General features: G+C 50.1%; 14 protein-coding genes and 3 pseudogenes. 4 read left to right on the top strand and 13 right to left on the bottom strand.

Translation table 11 applies throughout. From position 1 onward, the window contains the following. Nucleotides 1-46: 46 nt before the first annotated feature. The 4 genes and pseudogenes from LRL21_RS30450 to LRL21_RS30435 form a co-directional block, all read right to left on the bottom strand. Entirely contained in the window at nucleotides 47-886 is an 840-nt protein-coding gene (locus LRL21_RS30450) for a carbohydrate ABC transporter permease (RefSeq protein ID WP_240419516.1), read from the bottom strand. A gap of 2 nt (nucleotides 887-888) precedes the next feature. Continuing rightward, on the bottom strand, nucleotides 889-1,788 hold the full coding sequence (locus LRL21_RS30445; RefSeq protein ID WP_240419515.1) for a carbohydrate ABC transporter permease: 900 nt from the start codon (nucleotides 1,786-1,788) through the stop codon (nucleotides 889-891). 83 nt (nucleotides 1,789-1,871) lie between these two features. Then, a complete protein-coding gene (locus LRL21_RS30440; RefSeq protein WP_240419514.1) occupies nucleotides 1,872-3,143 on the bottom strand; it encodes a sugar ABC transporter substrate-binding protein in 1,272 nt (423 codons plus the stop codon). Between the two features lie 442 nt (nucleotides 3,144-3,585). Next, nucleotides 3,586-3,936 (bottom strand): annotated as a pseudogene (locus tag LRL21_RS30435) (transposase); the annotation flags it as partial. 261 nt (nucleotides 3,937-4,197) lie between these two features. Here LRL21_RS30435 and LRL21_RS30430 point away from each other — a divergent pair. The 3 genes from LRL21_RS30430 to LRL21_RS46415 are packed head-to-tail and all read left to right on the top strand — an operon-like array spanning nucleotide 4,198 to nucleotide 5,196. Beyond that, complete coding sequence (locus tag LRL21_RS30430; protein WP_240419513.1) at nucleotides 4,198-4,422, top strand: hypothetical protein; 225 nt, start codon at nucleotides 4,198-4,200, stop codon at nucleotides 4,420-4,422. A gap of 6 nt (nucleotides 4,423-4,428) precedes the next feature. Then, complete coding sequence (locus LRL21_RS30425; RefSeq protein ID WP_240419512.1) at nucleotides 4,429-4,749, top strand: IS110 family transposase; 321 nt, start codon at nucleotides 4,429-4,431, stop codon at nucleotides 4,747-4,749. Nucleotides 4,750-4,794: 45 nt separating this feature from the next. Beyond that, entirely contained in the window at nucleotides 4,795-5,196 is a 402-nt protein-coding gene (locus LRL21_RS46415; RefSeq protein WP_240419511.1) for a transposase, read from the top strand. Between the two features lie 28 nt (nucleotides 5,197-5,224). Here the strand turns inward: LRL21_RS46415 and LRL21_RS30415 are convergent, their stop codons facing one another. The 3 genes from LRL21_RS30415 to LRL21_RS30405 form a co-directional block, all read right to left on the bottom strand. Then, nucleotides 5,225-6,784, bottom strand: a complete 1,560-nt coding sequence (locus tag LRL21_RS30415; RefSeq protein WP_240419510.1) for a hypothetical protein — start codon at nucleotides 6,782-6,784, stop codon at nucleotides 5,225-5,227. A gap of 438 nt (nucleotides 6,785-7,222) precedes the next feature. Continuing rightward, nucleotides 7,223-13,324 (bottom strand): vWA domain-containing protein, encoded by a 6,102-nt coding sequence (locus LRL21_RS30410; protein ID WP_240419509.1) that lies wholly within the window; start codon nucleotides 13,322-13,324, stop codon nucleotides 7,223-7,225. A gap of 162 nt (nucleotides 13,325-13,486) precedes the next feature. Continuing rightward, complete coding sequence (locus tag LRL21_RS30405) at nucleotides 13,487-14,662, bottom strand: copper amine oxidase N-terminal domain-containing protein (RefSeq protein ID WP_240419508.1); 1,176 nt, start codon at nucleotides 14,660-14,662, stop codon at nucleotides 13,487-13,489. 300 nt (nucleotides 14,663-14,962) lie between these two features. Between LRL21_RS30405 and LRL21_RS30400 the strand changes: the two are divergent. Continuing rightward, nucleotides 14,963-15,229, top strand: a pseudogene (locus LRL21_RS30400) (thioredoxin domain-containing protein); the annotation flags it as partial. A 107-nt stretch (nucleotides 15,230-15,336) separates the two neighbouring features. On the opposite strand, the pseudogene LRL21_RS30395 reads toward LRL21_RS30400, so the two are convergent. From LRL21_RS30395 to LRL21_RS30370, 6 genes and pseudogenes are all read right to left on the bottom strand, one after another. Continuing rightward, a pseudogene (locus LRL21_RS30395) lies at nucleotides 15,337-16,206 on the bottom strand (2-hydroxy-3-oxopropionate reductase); the annotation flags it as partial. A 103-nt stretch (nucleotides 16,207-16,309) separates the two neighbouring features. Beyond that, nucleotides 16,310-18,379 (bottom strand): alpha-amylase family protein, encoded by a 2,070-nt coding sequence (locus tag LRL21_RS30390; protein ID WP_240419506.1) that lies wholly within the window; start codon nucleotides 18,377-18,379, stop codon nucleotides 16,310-16,312. A 15-nt stretch (nucleotides 18,380-18,394) separates the two neighbouring features. After that, complete coding sequence (locus tag LRL21_RS30385) at nucleotides 18,395-19,009, bottom strand: MBL fold metallo-hydrolase (protein WP_240419505.1); 615 nt, start codon at nucleotides 19,007-19,009, stop codon at nucleotides 18,395-18,397. Nucleotides 19,010-19,030: 21 nt separating this feature from the next. Then, a complete protein-coding gene (locus LRL21_RS30380; protein WP_240419504.1) occupies nucleotides 19,031-20,560 on the bottom strand; it encodes a type 2 periplasmic-binding domain-containing protein in 1,530 nt (509 codons plus the stop codon). A gap of 60 nt (nucleotides 20,561-20,620) precedes the next feature. Next, nucleotides 20,621-21,502: a carbohydrate ABC transporter permease gene (locus LRL21_RS30375; protein ID WP_240419503.1), complete on the bottom strand. Its 882-nt coding sequence runs from the start codon at nucleotides 21,500-21,502 to the stop codon at nucleotides 20,621-20,623. A gap of 42 nt (nucleotides 21,503-21,544) precedes the next feature. Then, entirely contained in the window at nucleotides 21,545-22,510 is a 966-nt protein-coding gene (locus tag LRL21_RS30370; protein WP_240419502.1) for an ABC transporter permease, read from the bottom strand. Nucleotides 22,511-22,729 lie beyond the last annotated feature (219 nt).

Here is a 22,729-nt window from a genome sequence, read left to right as displayed (position 1 = left end):
AAAAGATGACCCCTGTGTAGTACAGAAATCATCCATCACGATATCATCAACCCTTCACAGCGCCGTTAGTCAACCCACTAATAATATATCTCTGCAAGAAAACAAATAGGAGAATAACAGGTATTACTGAAACAACACCAAAAGCCATAACATTATTCCATTGGGTTCCATAGCGCTGCATAAAATTAAAAACTCCGGAAGTCACCGGCCACATATCTTGGTTATTAATGAATGTTAATGCAAAAATCAAATCTGACCATGCAAATAATAGAGAAAATACAATACTTACAATTACGCCTGGAAGGGCCATTGGAACCATTATCCTTATGAAGGATGTGAACGAATTACAGCCATCGATTCTTGAAGCATCGTCCAATTCCTTAGGAATTGTAATAAAATATGTCCTCAGGATCAGTACAGAAAAAGGTATTGCAATTGTAGCATCAGCTATGGCAGGTGCCATATAAGTATTGTAAAGATTCAAACTTTTAAAAATGATAAATAGCGGAGTCAGTATGAGGGATGTCGGCAGCATTTGGGTAATTAAAAAGGACAGAATGAACAGCTTTCTTCCTTTGAATTTGAATCGTGCTAAGGCATATGCTGCCGGAATGCTTAAAGCGACTGATATTAGCGTCGAACTCAGAGAAATAATAATACTGTTTGAGAAGTTTCTGAAAATGTTGTAATCATCTCTTACTTGTTCAGAATATGCATTGAATGTTATTTCATGAGGAATATAGGAAATAGGCGTCTTAAATATTTCCAATTCGTTCTTAAGAGACGAACTAATCATCCAATATAGAGGGAAAAGAAAAATGATACACAAGATAATTGCAGATATATTGAATATGGTATTTTCCTTGTTGCTTTTTATTTCATTCATTCTTACATTACCTCGTCTTCCTTGATCAGCTTTAAATAACCCAAACTGACTAAAAATAAGATCACAAAAAGAATATTAGCAACCGCAGCACCTGTGCTGAAATTAAACTCTGTAAAAGATAATCTGTAGGAAAGTGTCGAGAGAGTTTCTGTTGAATCAACAGGCCCTCCTTTTGTCATAACATAGACTAAATCGAACACCTTAAATGTTGCAATGAATCCCAAGATTAGGACAGCTTCGATCGCTGGCTTTATCATCGGAAGAGTAATATGTATCAGCTTATTCCACCAGTTTGCTCCATCAATATCCGTACTTTCATAGATTTCGTTAGGAATAGTAGTTAAACCGGTTAAAAGCATGATCATTGTAAAGGGAATACCGATCCATGAGTTTGTAATTATTAACGACCACATTGCACTTGTTGGGTGTGTCAGCCATTCTACAGGCTGGCTGGTGATATGCAGGTTCATTAGAATTTGATCTATAATTCCGCCTGTAGCACTGAACATATACTTAAATATAAGTGCAGTGATCGTAGCAGGAATCATCCATGGTATGAGGATCAAACCTCTGATATTTTTCGAAAGTCCAAAATTTTTATAAAAAAATAGAGCTAGCAAAAAACCAAAAATAAACTGAATACATATACTAGCGACTGTATAATATAACGTATTCAAAAGTGACACTCTCAAAATTGAATCTTTTATAAGGCCAATGTAATTGGCCATTCCTATAAATTCTTTATGAGGTAGGTTTACTGTCATTACATTGACATCTTGAAAACTCATGACAATGTTATTGATTATTGGGTATCCAGTAAATACCAACATAAAGATAGTAGCAGGTAACACAAAGATAAAACCAATATTATCTCCTCGAAATAATTTACTTATCACTCTCATAAGATTAACCACCTTTTATTAATAAAAGAGAGTATATAGTCATACCATACACTCTCATAATACAGCTCAATTTTCCTTCTGATTTATTTCATCAACTTATCCACTGTAGCTTGTGCTTCTTTTAGCGCATTCTCAGTTGATTTCGTACCTGTAACGACTGCCTGAACTGAAGCTGATAATGCTGTTGACAACTCAGGCCATTTGGGATGAGGTCCTCTAGGCATAGCAAACTGCATCTGTTCCATCCAAACCTTGAGGGAAGGGTCATCCGTATAAGTTTTGTCAGCTGCAACGTCTTTTCTTGGAGGGAAAGCACCGGAAGCCTTAGTATATGTCCTTATTGCATCTGCACTGCCTGCCCATGAAAGGAACTTCCATGCAGCATCTGCATTCTTACCCTTTACTATGCCAATATCTTCTCCGCCTAGAACAGATCCGCCTTTTTGCCCTTTAGGGATTAAAGCTATATTAAACTTAAGATTTGGGTTATCTTTTTGGATAGACGAAGTCTGCCAAGGCCCATTAATCATCATGGCAACCTTACCTGCCGCGAATTGTTTTTCAATATCAGACATACCCACATTAATGACTTCCCTACTCATCGATCCTTCCTTTATCAAGCCGGAAAGCAAATTAACTGCATTTACTGCTTCTGCACTATCCAGTTTGTTTGGATCTCCACCTGCAGTCATCAACCAGGGATAGAAATTAAATGTACCTTCTTCACCTTTTGCAAGGGAAGTAGCAAAACCAGAAACTCCATCTTTGGTAAGCAGCTTTGCAGTAGTCTTTAATTCATCCCAAGTTTGCGGCGGCTTAACACCCGCTTTATCTAAGAGCTCAGTATTATAAAACATAGCGAGGCAATTGCTTACGAAAGGTAAAGCATAGTTTTTACCCTGATATGTACCGGATTTCATCGGTCCTTCAAAGAACTGGTCTTTATCAGCCCACGTTGAGACTTTATCGGTAATATCCTCCAAAAGGCCCATGGCCGCAAAAGCCGCTACATCCGGGTTATCCATCAAAACTAAGTCTGGAAGATTTCCTGCAGACAACCCTATGGTCAACTGCTTCTTAAAATCACTAAATGGGACAAACTTTGGTGCGACTTCAACTTCATTCTGTGACTCGTTAAATTTTTTAACATGATCTTGTATGTCTTTTTCATAATAATGCCATAAAGTTAATTGAACTTTTTTTGTATTTGCTGTATTTACCGCTGTATTTTTGGATTCTGCAGGTGTTGTACTAGGTTTCTGTGAAGCTTCATTTGTAGCGTTATTTGAACCACACCCTGCTAAAACGCTTACAATCGATAAACTAGTTACGAGAACAGCAATTCCTTTTTTCAAAAGTATCCATCCTTTCATATCAAAAAAATTATTATGTATTGACGCGTCTCAATAATTAGATATTAAAGTAAAAAGGCAGTCTATTAAACTCTAAAATATAAATGGAGGTGTAAAAAATTAATATATAATTTTGGAATGATTTCCCACGTTTCAGTGGAGCACACTAGAAATAGATCAAGGATTCTAAATTACGTTGCGCATATAAAGGAACAGCGTGGTTGCGAGCAAGCTTCCGCGGGTAATGGATCCTCTTCGGTCCCTGGCTCCTGTCAGGGAGCATGGTGCTGCAAGTGAACAAGTACTTCCACTGCCTGTAGGTGACGCATAATAAACAACTTGTAATCCTGCTTCGGCAACCGGAGCAGGCATAAGAAAAACCGAGTAAAACTGCTGCGTTCTTAAGAACTTTCCACATCATAATTAGGGCTTGCTGAACGAAACATTACAGAGCAAAGAGTCTGTAGACGGTACGATTCAGCAACACATTGAGAATGAAGACGAAAAAAAGCCGCAAGCGGCGTTCCAAGTTCATCACGAGGAACTGCAGGGCGATGACGGCCCCGCTCGTTTGCTCGAGTCGCGCCCGGATTCGATTTAGTCCATATTTTCGTTTTCCTTCGCCAAACTTGCCCTCGATCGCATTGCGTTCGCCTGCATCCAGCTTGGCGATTCGTTTCATCTCTGCCGTGTCTGCTTGTTTTGAAGGTCGTCCGAGCGGAGGTCCGCTGAGCCGAATTCCACGCTCCTTGCAGTACGCGCGGTTCTCACGGTTTCGGTAGATTTGATCGGCCATCTTGAAAGTACGCTTACTTACTCGACCAGTCGACATGATAACTTGCGAGTGAGCCTCTTTCTGAATGTGGTTTTCCATCCCCGCTATAGAATTTGCCAAGAGTCGTGAAGCTGACAAGATAGTCTGATCGCTTCATTGCGCTTGGCATGACTGTTTAAAATTCTGTTCCTTTCATAATGCAATATATGATGGCGTTAGCTTGGACTCGAGTGCCTTGCTCCTTAGGCGCAAATTGTCCACCTTCCAACCCGTTAATAACACATGTCTGGGATAATTGAATGTCACACCCTCTGCATAACGAGCTATATCGGCTCGATCCGTGAACGAGGCGGATTCCCTACCATTGGCTTGTGTCAGATCGGCCTTCAAATATCTCCTTCGGATGCAGGAATGAAATTGTCCGCAGGAGATGCGGTAAGCACCAATGCATTAACCGAAGCAGTAATGATGCACAGCTCAAGGTTTTCTGTACTGCCGGCAATGTAATCACAAATGCCTCCACCATTATTGCCGTCAGCTCTCTCGCTTACTGCAAGACTCACGGTACCGGGACGCAAGACCGATGTGTCCGATGCTGAATGGATTGCCAAACTGCTTCGTCACGGTTTAATCGAGCCGAGCTTTGTCCCTCAGGCAGACCTTCGCGAACTCCGCGAGCTTACGCATCTACGTAAAAAGCAAGTTGGCGAACTGACAGCAAAGAGGAACAGGCTTCAAAAGGTTCTGGAATGCGCCAACATTAAACTCGGAACGGTCATTAGCGATGTTTTTGGCGTTTCGGGTCGTAATCTACGTAAGCGATTAATGGAATAAGGATTTATTGATCCCAGTGACATTGAAGAACGAGTTAAAGGCAACGTGAAGAAAAAAATTCCTGCTTTGGCAGACTCCCTATTCGGTACACTCGATGAGCACCAACTATTTATGATCCGCTTTCTTTGGAACGAAATTGCATTTTACGAAGAATCAATTCGCCAGTTGGATGAGCGAATTGATGAGTATCTTGCCAGCTACAAGGAAGAAATGGAGATCATACAAACGATGCCTGGCGTTAAACGAACAACAGCCGCCAGCATACTCGCGGAGATGGGGAATAACATGGATCAATTCCCAACGGCAGCTCACCTCACTTCTTGGGCTGGTGTAGCGCCAGGAAATCACGAAAGCGCTATCAAAAAAAAGTACCCGTACGGTAAAAGGAAATCCCCATATCAAAACACCCTTGTGCGAAGCTGCTTGGGCAGCCTCCAAAACCCGTAACGCCCGGTTGTCTGCTAAATTTTGGTCTTTAGCTTCTCGACGAGGTAAGAAAAAAGCACTTGTTGCACTCGCGAAAAAGATGCTCGTTATTCTCTATCAAATGATCATATTCAACCGCCTGCTCGGAGGCAGCCGGTGTACTGTGCAACACCGCATTGCCGTCATATGTCTTCGTCACGCGGCCGGTCGCCAGCTCATACGTGTAGCGCTGCTCGATCGTTTTCGGCGCGTTGTTTACCATCAGGTGCTGCTGGATGTTTGTCGGATACGCGACTTTGTAGGCTGCATCGTAAGTGATGTCCGTCTGCTGCGTGCTCGTTCCCTCCAGCTGCCGGCTGACCTGGGTGACATTGCCGTAGCTGTCATGCGTATAAGTCACCTGTTCGGTCGCCGGCTGGTTGGCCGTCTCCACATACGATTGCGTCACCTGATTGGTATGCGGCTTTGTAGTGTCGACGGTGTATGCAAAATCGTTCACCAACACTCCGGATACCGTGGTCTTAGCCGTGACCGGCAGGCTGGGGAACGTCGAAGAATAGGTGTATTCGCGCAGATGACCGACCGGATTGGTCGTGCTCAGCACGTTGCCGTAGTTGTCATAGGTGTAAGAGGTTGTGTTCGTTCCCGCATCAACCGGCGTGGCAGTGTAATCTGTGTTCGTCTCGGTGATGCCAGTCGCCATTTTTTTCGTCGTATCATAGGTGGTCGCGATCTCCCGCTTGTATTCGCCTGTTTTCTCAGCGGTTGTGTTCGTCAACAGATGCTGGTTGTTCAGCGTACTTGTGACGACGATTTTCTCATCGACCGGGGCGCTGCCCGCATTCGGGTTGCTGATCATCGTGCGCTTCGTCGAATAGTTGGTAAGCGACGGATTCGTAAAATCCGTATTGCCGGTGTAATCGAACACCGTTTTGTTCTTCACGCTGCTGCTTACTTCATCGTAGCGGCTCGCTATCCGGTAATACGTCAGGCTGCCGCTTGGGCCCAGGCGCTTGGAAACCGGGGATGTGGTGTACGTATAGACGGTCCGTGGTCCGGTCGGGTAGGTCACCCGCGTCAAGTCTATTACCGGAACGGCAGCCGCGCTCGGGCCGGAAGTGGTGCCTAAGTCGTAGGAGGCGGCGTGCTTGTCGTATTGATAGCTGATCGTTTCGCCATTCTCGTTCTCGATCGAGGCCAAGTAGTGTTCCTTTTGTTCATTTGAAACCAGCGCTTTGTTGTAGACAATCTGTTTGCCCGGCGCGTAAGTCACGGTCACGTCATCAACCGTATACGCAAACGTAATCTCGCGGTTGAGCGTATCGATGATCTTGCTGATCACCGGGTAGGATGTGCCGTCGAAGATCGGCTGGCTCGCATACTGGATGAGCACGACATTGCCGTAGGCATCCTTCGTCCCAATCCATTGGCCGGTGCTATTGAAGAACTTGACCGTGCCGACGGTGTTGGTCAGCTTGTACGCTGCCGTAGCGGATACACTCGCCCCCCCTGCATCCAGGGTGCTGATCGTTTCGGTTGTCGCCGCAAACGTCAGATCCTGCAGCGGATAACCTTCCAGACCGTTGCCGGTACCGGTCGTGCGGTACACGGTACCTCTGGACAAATGAAGGAACGACTCGCTGCCACGCTGCTCCACGGACGGGCAAAAGCACTCTATTTTTCTAAAAACATTATTTCCGGGGAGATAGGAGTCTCAAAAGGCTTCTATTTGTAAACCGCCTGCATATGGCGGTAGGCGGTACAAGCCATCGCAAAAAACAGGGTCAGTGAAACTGACTTCTGATCCGCCCCGCTGCTTCCCTGCAAAAGCAGGTACACAAAAAGGCTGGATAGAAAACTTTACGTCTTCTCGCCCAGCCTTTTTGAACGCTACAGAAAGTTTAACTTCGCTAAAGTGCTAAAGCGAAGAGCGACTTTCTGTACCAAGAAAAGCCACCGCTTACGCAGGGTCATTCATCGTGGAAAGGGATTCGTTTAGAAGCTTTTCTTATTTTGGGAACTTATTGGAGAGCCCGGAGCAGGTTATTCACTTTTTAACTTCCAATTGCTTGAAGTAATAGGCGGCGCCTGAATTAAAACCGAGCCCGAAGCCTACGAGGTCTCCGCCAAGCTTCACCTCTTTGCCTAATTGAACCTCTTCGAAATACTTAGCTAAATGATCGAAGTTGGCATCGCTCAGCTTCACCTTGAGGGGAGACATGCTGTACTCCAATTTAGCCAAATCCTTATTGCTCATCATATCGCTCAAGAAGGTGCCGATTGCAGCTGTATACGCTTTTGCCGCCTGCACAATCTGATTGTAATCATCCATGATGAGTGAAAAGGCGCTTACGCTCCAGACGGAGGAGTCTATGCCGATAAATGCGCCTGCAAGGAATCCCAGATAATCGTCTCCGGTCGGTGCTACAGGCTCCAAAGCCATCAAATATTCGGCCATGCCGCCATGCTCGCCGGTATCCATGACCGCAATCGTCTCGAAGGTCATCGGATCGACTTCCAGCCAGATCCAGCGGTCTTCTCCATAGATTCTTGTCGGTTTATTGGGGATCAACATCGCCTTCTTGGAATCAGTAACCCTCCGAATCAGAAAATCCGGGTATCCCTGCTGCTTCATATAAGAAAGATCGCCTTTGCGATTATCGGTAACGCTTATGAATAATTTGGTGTCCTCCGGACTTCTCGACCACACCTCCACGAAATCCGCCTTATCCCCGGGCAAGACGGTCCCTTCGAGCCGTGAAGCATAAAGTCCGCTCGCAATGTTGAAGGCACGAACAGCCTCCGGCACGCCGCGATGCAACTGGTTGGCGGATTGCATCAGGTCGATACTGGTACGCAGTGGTGATGCGGAATCTTTGCGCCGCACGGTGACAACCAGGACGCGACTTTGCTCGGTGCGCCCCGCCGTAACATCAAGCGTTTCCGCAAGCTGCTTCTCGTAGGTCGTTTGATTGACAACAAAACGGTAAAGGATGTTCCGGGTATACCAGGCAAGCGTCGATTGCACATCCGGTCTTACTGCCGATCGATAGACGCGATCCGCTGCCTGCTGCAAGGAAGCCGTCGCTTCCGCCGACAGATCCGGAAGGTTGACGGTAAGCGTATGGAACACCCCCGTACTATCTTCCCCTTCCTGCAAAGCGGTTTCGTGCACCAACTTTTTGTCCGGCAATTGCACCTCTAGGCGGACACTCGCGATGTTAAACTTGGAAAGGTTCACGCTGCCATTGCCGACGATTTGGATCGTCTGATTTTCCAGAACCGCTGTATATAAACCATTTTTCCCGCCAATGCGGATATCCACGGCCTCATTGCCCAATTGGTCCATCGGGAGCTTGCTGTCGAGCATGAGAATTTCCTGGATGTCGGGGCCGCTCGTGCCCGTATCGCCAGCTAAAGCGTCGGAAACCACTCCCGCAGCGGAACCAACATTCTTATTGCCTTTCGCTTTAACCTTGAAATACACTTTGACCACGCCCGATTCGGCGGTCAAGCTTCGGACTTCCTGACCGCCGGGCAGGTAGACTAAACCGCTTAATTCCGAGAGATCCTTCATAAAAGGCACAACAAACAATTTGGATGTCCCCTGCTCGCCTGTGTACGCCCAGGCCGGCAGCGAAGCCGTTTTCGCTTCCGCCACATTCCCCAGCTTTTTCAAAGCTTCTCTACCCTTATTGGTCACCGTTACCACTCTTAGCGCAGGGCTATAACCCAGATTCGCCAGCATCCCTCCCGTCAGATGAGCCAGATCCCCCTCCGTTCCCCAGCCTTGGGTCAATACGGATTCCGGCGAATAGCGATAGCTGCTCCAACTATTTTTTAACGAAGGCAGCCATTGAAGTTTCCCGATCACCGTCTGAAAGTCCGCCCAGGTTTTGACGGTTTTCAGCTGCGCTAAACCGTATAAGGTCGGCAGCGGCGCAGGAATGTTATTTTTCGTCTGCTTGCCGGCATCGAGATCGTCTTTCGGCATAGTGTTCGGTGCCGTATTCATCGCGGATACGGCTTTATACTGGTTAATGACGCGTATAAGCGCCTCCGCCAGTTGGTTATCGAACTTCTTGTCGACATCGGGCGAGACCTGTTTGACCAAGAGCCCCTCTTCCGCATAATTCCCTTGACCGACAGCCAGATGCAAGTCGCCGAAAAGGGAAGACTGCAAAACCCAATTCCCACCGGCTTGTTTGGACGGTATGTTAAAGACGAGAAGTCCGCGCCGCGAAGTACCGTCAAACACAGGCCAGTCATTAGCAATGCCCAACAGCAAATCGTCGGTTACCGGGTCTGGCCGCAATTCGGAACGCTCCTGCCCGGAATCGGCATTGCCCGAGGTTAGGGTGAAGGACTGGCGAAAACCCGAGACGCCCGCCCCGTCTTTCGTATCCGAGAAGGTAATGTCCGCAATGACGTAATCGCTGCTTTTTTTCTCAATCGATTTTACTCTTGCAAGCGCATTAACCGTCATCGACACTCCATCCCCTTGGTACGAGGAGCCGCTTCCCGCATGATCTACCGCTTCGCTGCGAACGGGCAAAAGCATCGCCCCGTCTCTCAGATCACCGTACAGTTCCATCGGCGAGTCCTTTAACACATTCGGCGTTTGGAAAGCCAACCTTACTGTATTGGAAGTGCCAGGCCCAATGGCGACAGGCCTCAAAAAGCCATAAGGCAGCAGCGCCGTGGTGGTGTTAACGGGAATCAGGAACGGACCGTTCGTTGTCCCGACTTTTAGAAAAAACCGTTCTTGCGGGTTCACATTCAGCAATGTCTGAACGTTGGAATTCAACCGGGCTTCGATCACTTTAAACACGCTTTTTTCCGAAGAACTGACCCGATGGATTGTATTCATATCGCCATTAGCCGTCAACGTCATGCTGAACGTATCGGAAAGCTTGCCCGTCACCGTCTTCGGCAAGGAAGCCAGCGGGAGGTCGCCCATCTTCCCGGCCTCTCCGATGAGAGATAACGCGATATGACCGTTCTCCGTGTCGTAAAAATTTAGCGAAGCTCTCTCCGTATCTTCGTCAGCCACAAGGAAAACCAGCACCCCTCGAACCGTTTCATCGCGTTTAATCGCCAGTTCGCTTTTCCCGGGCGGAACCAGCGGCGATTCCGCCAGCCATGTCGCTGTCGAAGCGGGATAAGCTCCCGATTGGTTCATGTCGATGAAGAAATGGGAGGCAAAATCCGGAATCAGGTACGTTGCCCCTTCGGGATGAATGTTTTTCATTTCCACATCGACGGCCATGAAGCTTTTTCTATCCGGCGCTGTGACTCCTCCGAGACTTTTCAGGAAAAATAGGTCTTTTGCCTTCCATTCCACGGCCTTGTTTTTCCCCTTGACGTTCAACGGCAGCCGTTTATAGATTTTCACATCGGTGCCGGGCAAATCACGGCCGTACAGCAGCGAAGCCGTCGCCGCCTCATATTGGGCAATAGGCGTTCCCGTGCGGTAACTGATCGTATTCAGCGCTACCTTCTCGGTCGAGCTCTGCAAAGCATGAAAATTCGTCAACTGATTGACTGTATATTGGCGAGCCTTGCCTTCGACCTCATCGTTGTTGATGGAAAAGGTCACCGCCACCTTGTCGGGCTCTTTGGCCTGCATGCTGTCCAATGCATCCTGGAGCGCTTTGGCCAGCATTCCCGGGTCTTCGGAGATGATATATTTGCCTCCCGATTTTTCCGCTGCCCATTTGAAAGCCGCTTCGGCCTTTTCCGTTCCCAGGCCGACCCAGAGGGAGACAATGCCTTCCTCTTTAATCCCGGTCAGTATTTTCTCAAAATCCGCTTTACGAGAGGCATCCACATCCAGAGCAGCGTCTGTTAAATACACGATAACTCGCTTGCTGGAGGGAATGGCCCTTAGCGATCGCAAGGTTCTCTCGGCGGAATCGATAATATTGGTTCCCCCTTCCGCGGCAAGCTGGCCCAGCGCCTGAATGATCTCGGTCTTGCGCTTGGTGAACACCTGCTCGACGGTGACATTCGCCGAGAAGCTCATAAGCTGCATCAGACTATCGTCCGGAATTTTCTTGATAAACTCGTGGTACAGCTTTTTCACCTTATCCAACCGGTAGTCGCCGTTGCCAGAGGAGGGATTGATGTCCATCGACCCGCTGACGTCCATTGTCAGGGCAATGACCGGTACATCCGAAGGCACCGCTTCGCGGGGCCGTTCGTAAACGACCTCAAAGTGATTGCCGAGCCGCTCGTTGATGGATGCGAATACACGTTGCACAGCTTCCGCATCCATTGCCGAATAATAGGTTCCTTCCGACATGCCGGCCAGTTCAAGCAGGGTTGCCGCATCATGACCCTCGCTGAAGCCAATCGTGAACACGGGGATGCCGGCATCCGCGACAGCCTTCCCCACCTCTTGCTTCGTCGCCTTGCTCCCCGAGCCGTTGCCTTCTGTACTGCTGTCGACTCCATCGGTAAATATAAGCAGCGTCGGGCGTTCCAGCCCTTTGAGCAGATCAAGCCCCTGAACGATGGAATCGTATAAGGTTGTTGCCCCTTCCGCCTTGACCTGACTGAGACTTTGGAGAACTTCGTCCTTGCCGGTCCCCTCCAGCAGCCGGATTTTCGAGTCGAAGTCAATGACCTGAATATGCGTTCTGTCCGGAAGCCCTTGAATAAAGCCGCGTGCCGCCTCCAGCACCTGGTCCATAGAATCCGCCATAGAGCCGGAAGAATCGAGGGCAAGCACAATGCTCGGCGGTGTCTGAAGCCGATCAAGCTTGACGATTTTTCCTTCCTGCCCGCCTTCCCGTATTTGCGTATTGGAGAGGGTAGGCGTGAACCGGGGGGACTCGGAATCCAGCAGCATAAACGAAATCTTCACTCGATCCCCGTCTTCGCTCAAGTCCGTAATCGATAGTTCGCTTTCCGAACCGTTCGTTTTCCCCATTTCCTTGTTCAAGTAAGAGCGATTGACAACAGGATCGATGTCCAGCGTCGTCATTTCTCCTGTGCGGACGGGGATTAATCTCGCATTCAGATCGGATGTGTACGCCTTGTCGCTGCCGGGCTGAATGACGACATTCCAGTAGCCGGATGGAAGCCAGAACAAAATATCCCCTTCGGGAGTCAGATTGCCTTTCAAGCTCAGTTCAGGGTGCCGAACCGTAATCCCGGATGGCGCCTTTACAGTGACATGTCCCATGGGGACCCCATGCACCTTCAAAGCCCCCAATCGTTCCCCGTCGGCAAGCGGGGTGATCTCCTCCAACTCATCAAGCGTTAAGGAAATCTCTTTCGGTTCGGTGCCCTTTCTCCAATTCACTTCCCACAAAATGGGCGTCGAAGTATCCTGCGGGATGTCATCCAACGCGTAATGTTCCGTTTTATAGGCGTACAAATATTTCACGTAACTAAGTTGTCTGGCATATTGCCCTTGCGAATAAGCTCCTTTACCGACAATCTGCGCCTCGCCTTTATTCATCGCAGCCTGGATGCTCTGATAGCGATGTCCGTCATTTTCGGTCATAAAATAGACGACTTGGTTTTTGTAATCTTTGGTATGGAATACGACGGTTTCTCCAGCGCGAAGGCGCAGTTCCTGGTAAACGGTGAGCAAGTAGCCGCCGTTTTTTTTGGCGGCAGTCCCCCACCAATCGTTCCCGTCGCTGTCCATCGCATGAAAAACCCAGCTATCTTCTCCGGGGCCGCGGAAATATTCGCCGCCAAGCTCGGAAACGTACTGCAACAGATCGGCGAAAGGATCAAGCGCCGGATCTTTCCAGCTCACAGTCAGCTTCCATTCGTTCCCGGCCGTATCTCTGGAGGTTTCCCTGTTGTCCTTTGTAATGTAGGAAAGCTTCGCATACTTGTTGGCGGCAAACTCGACAGATTGATAGTTGCCCTGAGAACCGAAAGGGTTCAAGTAGGGAATGTCCGTATTCCATTTGCCCACGGGATACGTTTTTCGTTTGGGCGCCGCTTGAACCGTTTCGAGGACATCAAGCGACGATGGAGATTGAATTTGCGTGCCTTGAGCGTTCTCAACGGGAGGCTTCTGGTTATGTTGGCTAAAAGACAGAACAACAGCGCCGCCCGCCACCCCTACACCAAGCATCACCATCAAGAGAATCTTGGTATTGATTTTGGCTAACCAACCTTTCATTACATTCAACATCCTTTCTACGAAATCGGGCCGATCGACCGCAAAGGGCCACTCAAAAAGCAAAACCCTTCCTGAGAAGAGTTTGCTTGAGAGTATACGATTAATGTGGAAAAGCTTGCGCGGACGAAGCCTTGGACTTCTTGCAATGCAGGCTCCGATAGCTTACGGCAGCTTCAGTTCGATCTCGATACGGTAGAAGGCTCCTATAATATTCTCAAAATCGGTTACAAGCGACGCAGCATATTCACCTTTGTCCAGGGTTCGGACCAGCAAATTTTGCGCAGGCTTCCCTTTGGGCAACAGCCGGGCCGTGATCTTGTACCGGCCAATCGGCACCCATTTTATTCCGAAGCCGTTATCGGTTACCTCGCCGTGCCGGACGTACGTATGATCCGTGCCTCCAGCCGATTCGCCAACCAGCTCCAACGTCAGTTCGACATCTTCCCGGTTTGGAGGGGGGAGCGTGATATCAGCCGGGTCCCATAAGTCGCCCATATGGAATATGACCGAACCGGTGGCCGTTTTCATCACAAAGTTGCGGATGGCGCCTGTATTGCCCGCGAACGGATCATCGTTGTCCGGTGTCAGTTCGACCGTGGACGATACCCCGTTTAATTCGATCGTCGCTTCCCCGCTGGCGCTCCAGGTTGTCGCCATCCGGCTCAGCTCGATCCGATAGCGGCCATTCGCGTCGGTAACGGCAATCTCGTTGCTGTTGTAAAGCAGCTGATTGTCGGCATAGATCGTAGCTTTGCGAATCGGGCGGCCGGCCGAATCGACGGCAACTCCTTTCAGCACATAAGGCTCGGCCATGTCGTTCCCGTAGTTAGAGGCTGTTCCATTTTCTTTCACCGCATCGTTCTTGTCGGAAATGCGAATCACGATTTTATCGTTGTTATCGGCATAAGCTACCTCATACCCGCTCTCCTCCGATACGAATCGCAGCGGAACCATTGTCCGCCCATCCACAATCTGCGCAGGCACATCAAGCTCCACCTTGCGTCCATTGACAAGCGCGGTTTTATGATCGATCGTCAGTTCGATTACGAGTCCTTCTTTCGTGCCGGTCGCTTTCGATACCCCATCGGCGCTCCTCCAGCCCACCTCGAAGCCTAGCGTCTCCAGCAAAGAACGGAACGGCACGAGCGTCCTGCCGTCCAGGAGGATCGGCGGAGCTTCCTGAAACGTCACCAATTGGTCCTTGTAATATATGCTTATCTCCTTCGGGGCCGCCGATGCTCCTGTTTGAAACATAATCGCGATCACTAGCGATAAGACGGTCATCAGACTAGCCGCCTTAGCCGATAGACGATATCCGACATCTGATGTTCTGAACAAGCTAAACAGTCCTTTCCATGTTGATTTTCGACCGCCAATTCATGGCCGTTTCTTCTTAGCCAGTGTAGCATCACGGATTTCATTCCGATATTATACGATCGTATACTCTTGAATCATTTCAACGCTGCCCCCTACCGAGTGTCATGCTTGATCGGTGTTCGCATGAGAGAGCTTCGAGCGCTCGGTGCCGGGATTGGCGTGTTTCGTCATGCCCCAGAGCATGGGAAATGTCCCGGAAAGCAAACAACCCTCCCTGCTTCCTACTTGGAAAGCAAGTCCGGAGGGCCTGGTTTGTATAAGAAAACCCCCAGTTCGACTGGGGGTTCAGGAAAGCTTATAGCTATGAGTGGTCCATCTGCACGCGCTTATGGTATTCTGGACGAAGCTACAGGCTCTGCGCACCGTGGGCTGTTCATCATTTATCCAGAGGGTGTGCTGCGTTATCAAGTCGTCACCGATATGAACGTGGGCCTCAGTGTCGAGGAAACGCTTCGTATCCTGCAAGCTCTGCAGGCAGACGGCTTATGCCCGGCCAACTGGAAGCCGGGACAGAAGCTGTTAGGCTAAACTGCAGGTCCGAAAGGGCTTGCGATCGTTTAATCAGATAAAAGCAGAAGACCGCCGACACCCTAATGTTTGGGAAGTCGGCGGTCTTTGCATTTATAACAATGATCTTACGGTGAACCGTTATACAGACGATACAACGCGCTGTGATCCTCCGAACCGTAGCCCTGTTCGCTTAACGTCTGAAGCTGCTCCGCCATCAGGAGGGTAAGCTGCATCTCAGCGTCCACGCCCAGACCTACCGCAAGCGCGTTGCGCAAATCCTTTCGATGCAAATCGATTCGGAAGCCTGGCTTAAACGAGCCTTCAATCATATTGTTTTTCTTCGTCTCCAGCACCCGGCTTCCAGCCAAGCCGTCTTTGATTGCCTGATAAGCCAATTCCGGATCAACCCCTGCCTTTCGCCCAAAAGCAAAAGCTTCGGATAAAGCTGCGATATGGATGGCCACGATCATCTGGTTCATCAGCTTGACCGTATTGCCGGCGCCGGCAGCTCCGACACGGATTACGGATTTGCCCATCGTTTGCAGCAGCGGCAGCTGCTGCAGGAAGATGTCCTCATCACCGCCGACCATAATCGACAGCTTGCCTTCGATAGCGCCGATCTCGCCGCCGCTGACCGGAGCGTCGAGCATCGCTGCTCCTTTGGCTGCCGCGATATCCGCGATGCTTCGGGCCACGCTCGGATCAATCGAGCTCATATCAATGACGACCTTGCCGGGCTTCAGCCCTTCCGCCAAGCCGCCGGGTCCCGTGATAACCTCGAGCACCTGCGGGGAATCCGGCAGCATGGTGATGATAACGTCCGATTGCTCGGCGATTTCCCGGGGGGACGCAAGCGATGCTGTGCCGAGCGAGACCAGCTCATCAACAGCGGCATGACTGCGATTGAAGACATTCAAGCGGTAGCCCGCTTGTAAAATATGTTTGGCCATCGGCTTTCCCATAATGCCCAGACCAATAAATCCAATACTCATTCTAAACGATTCCTCCTTAAGGCCTTTAAGCCTTCTCTCTGATTAGGTCGGTCAGCCTAATCGGGAGCGCTTGCCGCAAGCCATGTGAAGCGCTGCGGCAAGCCGCTTATTTTCCGGGCGTCTCCACTTGCACAACGAATGCGGCAAAATCGCGGAGCTCCGGCAGCGTAATCATTACATCGCCGGTTGTCTGGGCGGCTTCCGGTTGCCCCGCTGTATTCGTATGGGCTGATGGGGGGCCAATCACGGCGCTCGATTCGGACGCAAGCACCTTCAGCGAGGCAGCTTCACCTATTCCGCGCAGCGTGATTTGAATACCGTGAACCGGAACCGGCTCGAAATACGTAATCCCGTTAAAGCCGGACAAATTAAGCAAATGAACGATATGCGTCCGCTCATCAAGCCGGTGAACGAACAGCTCCACATTGTGCGGAGCATTGGTAATAGCTTTCGGACCGTTCGTCATCAGCTGCTCCAGCAGATCGAGCACGATATGCTTATGATCTTCATAACCGTAGCGGTAGTACAACTCGCCCGGCGACCAGGGCACATAAACCGAAGCACGGGGGCCATCCGTGCAGATGGAAGCGCCGAAGCGTTCCGTCGACAGACGGTGTCCGAATGCGCGCTCCGGCGGGCCGAACGTGGACGGCTCAACGAAAGGTAACTGAGCCTTCGCATTCGAACCGATCGACATCTCCATGAATGTCCCCTTGACGATTACCCAGTCCCGTTCAGGGAAATGGCGGAATACGGTTTTATCCGCAGTTTGAAAATAAGCGGCTTCCCGTTCGAACGTATGCCGGCTTCCCGCCCGAATATCGAACACGCGCTCCAGAAAATCGCGGTTCTCTCCTTCCGCCGTCAAGGCGCTGCCCGTTGCAAGCAGGCGTACGCCCTGCCGGTATGCTTCCTCAAGCGCCCGCAGCTGATCTTCCGTCAGCTCCTCGATGGCAGGCACGATAATCGCCTGATAGTTGCCGAGCCGTTTGGCTTGATCGGCCAGCGCATTTTGATGAAGCACATCAAACAGCAGATGGTGCTCCTTCAACGCCTTGTACCATCCCGAATATTCCTTCATCCCGCTCGCAATCGGTCCGCCCGGCTTGATCAGCGCTATATCGGCGGCAGATAGAAAACGGCCGTAATACGCTTCGTTCCTGCGGTGATAATTGAATACTTCAGCCACCGTTGGCAAATTTTCGCGATCGGGGTACCCGTCGAATACGCCGATGATGCAAAAGTCGAGTCCCGAGCCGCTCGCTATATTTTGCTTGAGCCGGATATTCACTTCATGACTCGACACGCCGGTGAAGCGGTGAATCAGATCAATCGCGTTGATGCTGCAGTTGCTGACCAGCTTATCGTCCCACGAATCCTCCAGTGACTGAATATTCTCGGAGGCGGAATACAGCCATACCGGGTGGGGGCGGATCGGATCGGTATTCGATTCCTTGCGAACGATATCGACTTTATGCTCATTGTATGTGGAAATGGCGATATCCTTAGGTCTGCTTTTCACCAGCGTATGAATACGGTCGAGCATTTCGCGCGTCGTTGCCTGTTGAAACTGCTTGTAGGAGCGGTAGGTCGGGTCGAGCAGGCTTTCCGTTTCGGGCAGCTCCAGTCCGCCGCTCCAATCGCGGAAGCGGGTCCGGCAGCTGTCGCAGCAGCAAATGCCGTAATCGTGACCGCTGTAATCCTGTGTCTGGTAGCCGAACATATTGAAGAAGATGCCGTCTACATCGTAATTGGAAATCACTTCGTCGATCAGCTTGAGCGAATACTCTCGCTGGTATTCCCCGTTGATGCATGTATGAACGATGCCGTGGTAATTAACCGCTTCCCCCTTTCGGGTCCGGTAAAACCATTCCGGCTTCCTGGCATAGATGCTTTCGTGAGCCTTGCTGAAATCGAACCGGGCGATCAGCTTCATCCCGGCCTTATGAGCCTTCTCGATCGCTTCGGCGAGCAAATCCTTCTGCTGTCCGGCAGCCCGGTAATGATATTCGAGCTGTGTCGGATAAAATGCTACGATGCCTCCTGCATTGATCATCAGCACGTTCGTGGACAGCCGCTGAAGCTCGCTGATCAGCAGGTCTACATCCAGATTGGCATCGCTCTCCCGCAAATTATTTTGAATCAGACGCAGGTTATTTCGTTCCCACCATGCCATTAATCGGTTCCTCCCTTAAAATGCCTCGAACGGCTCATCGTGTCCGGGGATCACGATATCCGCCAGCGTTTTGATCTCATCGATCGTTTGTTTGGCAAGCTCCTGATCCTCGGAAATGACATGTACCTCGCGGTGCTCATAATATTCCTTGACCAATACTGCATCGGCAGCTACCAGCACCCGCCGTCCGTCATGCCGGAACAGCACGGACGTGTGCGCAAGCGTATGTCCCGGAGTCTGCACGATGTTCAGCCCGCTGACAATCTCGTCCTCAACCGGCTCCAGCCGCTCAAGGATATCCCGGTCCGCCTCGGGGATTTTGACGCGCCAGTTGTCGATTTCCCGGGGGCTGGCCAGCCAGCGGGCACCGGGAAACAGACGGATCGAACGAATATGATCGGCGTGCATATGGGTCACATACACAATGTCTATTTGCTCCGGCGCCACCTGGGCTTCCCGCAGGCTGGCGAGCAGCGGCTCGTCGCGCCAGCCCGGATCGATGATCACATTCAAGCCGTGTCCGCTGAGCAGCGTCGTCGTGCAGATGACTTCCTTTTTCTCATTCGGATAACGGTATTTGTTGGTGGACAGCTGTCCGGTAATCAATATCCGGTAATCAAATTCCCGCATGGTGCGTCCGCCTTTCGCGTTTTATTTTTTGGCTGCAGATTTAACCCGTTCCTGATACGCCTCGTTCATTTCGGTAATGATCTTCTGGTATTCGGTATCTTCCTTCAGCTTGGCCACATAAGCGTCCCAGGCTTCAAGCGGTTCCTTGCCCATGATGACCTTTGTTTTCAGATCGTCGATCTTTTTCTTATATTCCGTCCCGACGCGCGTTTCCGTTGCCGATACGAGTCCGATCGATACGTCCGGAGTGCTGATTTTTGCTTTTTCGTCAATAATCTTTTTGTTGCGCTCGAACACCTCGCGACTCATGCCTGGCGCATAAGCATACAAGTATTTATCATAGCGCTCAAAAATTTTGCCGAAGGAGCTGACGGAAATGCTGTCCGTATCGGCCTGCTTCGTACCGACCTTGAAGCCGTCGACTTCCTTGTAGTGAACGTCCTTGATGCCGTTGATCGCCAGATTAAAGCCTTCTTCAGTAGCCCCGAAATCCATCAGCGCCAAAATCTTCTTCACTTTCGCTTCCGGCACTTTTTTCGGAATCAGGTACACCCCCAAAAAACCTGCGGATTGCGGCGAGAAGCCATCAAGCGAGGTCATCGCCATAAAATCGGCCTTAGGATCGGTTTTCATCGGGTTCTCAATCTGACGCCACAGGCCCAGCATCCCATCCGTCGTAAGCCCGGCCCGGTTTGACGTGGCCAGCTCCTCCAGCTGCGAAGTTTTCATGACCATATAATCCTGCGGGATTAGCCCCTCCTTGTACGCATTGTTGAACCAGACGAGCAGATTGCGCGTGCCCGGCTCCAGTACGGTATCAACTAGTTTGCCGTTGACAAGCTTCCATTTGCCAGTGCTTTTGTTGAATACGTTCGTGAAGACAGGGTCCATATCGCGCATATTATAGCCGTATGTGTCCTTTTTGCCATTCCCGTCGGGATCGTTGTTAACGAACGCCTTCATCACCTCGTACAGCTCGTCGGTCGTCTGGGGCATCTTCAGGTTCAGCTTATCCAGCCAGTCCTTCCGAATTCCGATAACACTGCTCGCGTCGAGCGGCCGTACGGACGGAAGCACATAATTTTTGCCGTTGATTTTGGTATTGTCCCAGGTGCTTTGCGGAAATTCCATCAGATGGGGATAGTCCTTGATGAAAGGCGTCAGGTCCCAGAATGCGCCCTGCTTCACCATCTGCTGCATAAGCGGATTGCGCAAGTCGGCTACCTTCATCAGATCGGGAATATCGCCCGAAGCCAGAACGACATTCTGCTTTTCCGTCCAGTTATTTTGCGACACCCACGTAATATTCAGCTTCGTATTCGTACGTTTCTCAATTTCCTTCAGCACCGGATTGTTGGCTCCGGGCGGCTCGACCGTATTAAATTCAGTAATGATGCTGATTTCAGTCGGCGGTCCCTGCTTGTCATCGGCAGCTGTCGTTCCGGTCGGAGTCGTTTTGCCTCCCGAGCATGCGGTTAACAATGAGGCCATTACCAGTGAAGAGATCATAGCGGAGCTGCCGAAACGATTGATTCTGGATTGCGTTTTCAAATAGAATACCTCCCTTTTTATTTGATTCAAGCCATTGTTTTTCCACATTCGTTCTCCTAATCAGCCTTTCACCGAGCCGAGCATCACCCCCTTATCGAAATGCTTTTGCAGAAACGGATAAACGACCAGGATCGGGAGCGTGGCGATGACGACGGCCGCCATCTTTAAGGTTTGCGCTGGAATTTGCTCCTCCGACATCATTTCCATCGCCGCCGAGCCGCCCATCGTGGTGGACGATTCGATCAGCATATTGCGCAGCACCAGCTGAAGCGGCCACTTCGTATGATCGTTGATGTACAGGATCGCGTTAAAGAACGTATTCCAGTACGACACTGCATAAAATAAACCGAAGGCGGCCAACGCCGGAAGGGAAAGCGGCAGGATGACCCGAAAAAAGATACCCATATCGTTGCAGCCGTCAATCATCCCGGCTTCCTCCAGCTCGTTCGGGATGCTGTCGAAAAAGCTTTTCATCAGAATGACATACCAGCCGCTCGTTAGCACTGGCAGGATCAGCGACCAGGTGCTGTTGATAAGCCCGAGGTCGCGTACCAGCAAATACGGGGGAATGATCCCGGGACTGAACAGGATCGTAATCAGAATCAGCAGCTGAATGGCTTTGCGCCCTTGCAACCGTTTGCGGGATAATCCGTATGACAATGCCGCAGTAACCAAAAGGCTGAAAAAGGTGCCGGCGACAGCCAGAAAAATACTGATCAGGGAAGCGTCCTTAAAGGAATTGGTCGACAGCAGGTATTCGTACGATCTTAGCGTCCAATGCTCGGGGAACAGCACAAACCCCTGCTTCTGCAAATATTCCGCCGGACTGGTGAATGAAACGATAAATACATAATAAAGCGGAAAAACAGTTACGATACAAACGAGCGTCAGCAGCGTTAAATTGAAGCCGTTAAACAATCGGTCGCCCATGCTTTCTTTCATAGGTAATCCTCCTAAACACCCATTCTTGATGGCATTTTCAATCTAATACACGCCTTCTTCACCGAAGCGTTTGGCCAGCTGATTGGCAATAATAACGAGAACAAGGCCAATCACGGATTTGAACAATCCGACCGCCGTACTGTAGCTGAGCTGACCGCTTTGAATTCCGACGCGATACACATATGTTTCGAATACGTCCGCTACCTCGGAAACCGCTCCGTTCATCATCAGGAACACCTGCTCGAAGCCGACATCCATAATTTGACCGATACGCAAAATCAGCAAAATGATAATCACACTGCGGATCGCCGGCAGTGTAATGTGCCAGGTCTGTCGCAGCCGGCTGGCTCCATCCATCTTGGCGGCTTCGTACAGCTGCGGATCGATTCCGGCAATGGCCGCCAAAAAGATAATGGTGCCCCAACCGGTTTCCTTCCAGATGTTCTGCACCGTCAGCACGCCCCAGAATAAATTCGTATTCGCCAGAAAGTCGATTCTCGGCAGCCCGATAAATTCAAGCACGATATTAACGATACCCGACGATTGGGAGAACAGCAGGAACGTAATGCCGACGACGACGACCCAGGACAGGAAATGCGGCAGATAAACAATGGATTGCACGATCCGGCGCAGTGCCATACGCGATACTTCACTCAGCAGCAGCGACAAAATAATCGGCACCGGAAAGAAGAATGCGAGGCTCAGCAGGCTGATCATCATGGTATTGCGAAACAGCAGCCAGAAATCCGGATTGGCGAAAAACCGCGTGAAATGATCGAAACCAATCCACTCGCTGCCCATAATACCGAGGTAAGGCGAATATTCCTGAAAGGCGATGACGATGCCCCACATCGGCACATATTTGAATATAAGAAAAAACAATAGCCCCGGCAGCATGAGCAGGTAAAGAAATTTATCGCGGGCCAGTCCTTTCCATACCGCGCTCACCTTTCTTTTTCGGTTCGCTTCGATACTGCTGCTCTTCCATTTCTCACTCTGTGTGATCATCAAGCGTGCCTCCTTTTTACGTAACCAGTGGGTTGACCTCAATGTAATGGGAGGCGGCATTTTGCGCAATAATAACATTTTTCAGACAGGTTTTGTCCGACTTCCGGGGATAGTATTATTTTTCCGGATGCAAAAAAACGCGGCGTACAGCGGGTTTGCCCGCTCGCACCTGCGTTTCGTTGTAAAGCGTTGTCTTTTTTTGCGTGCGGGTCCCTCCAC

Origin of the sequence: Paenibacillus periandrae (assembly GCF_022458865.1) — a bacterium.
In the GTDB taxonomy this organism is placed as follows: domain Bacteria; phylum Bacillota; class Bacilli; order Paenibacillales; family NBRC-103111; genus Paenibacillus_S; species Paenibacillus_S periandrae.
The sequence above is the reverse complement of the archived record's forward strand: the minus strand, read 5'-3'. Positions and strand labels throughout refer to the sequence as shown.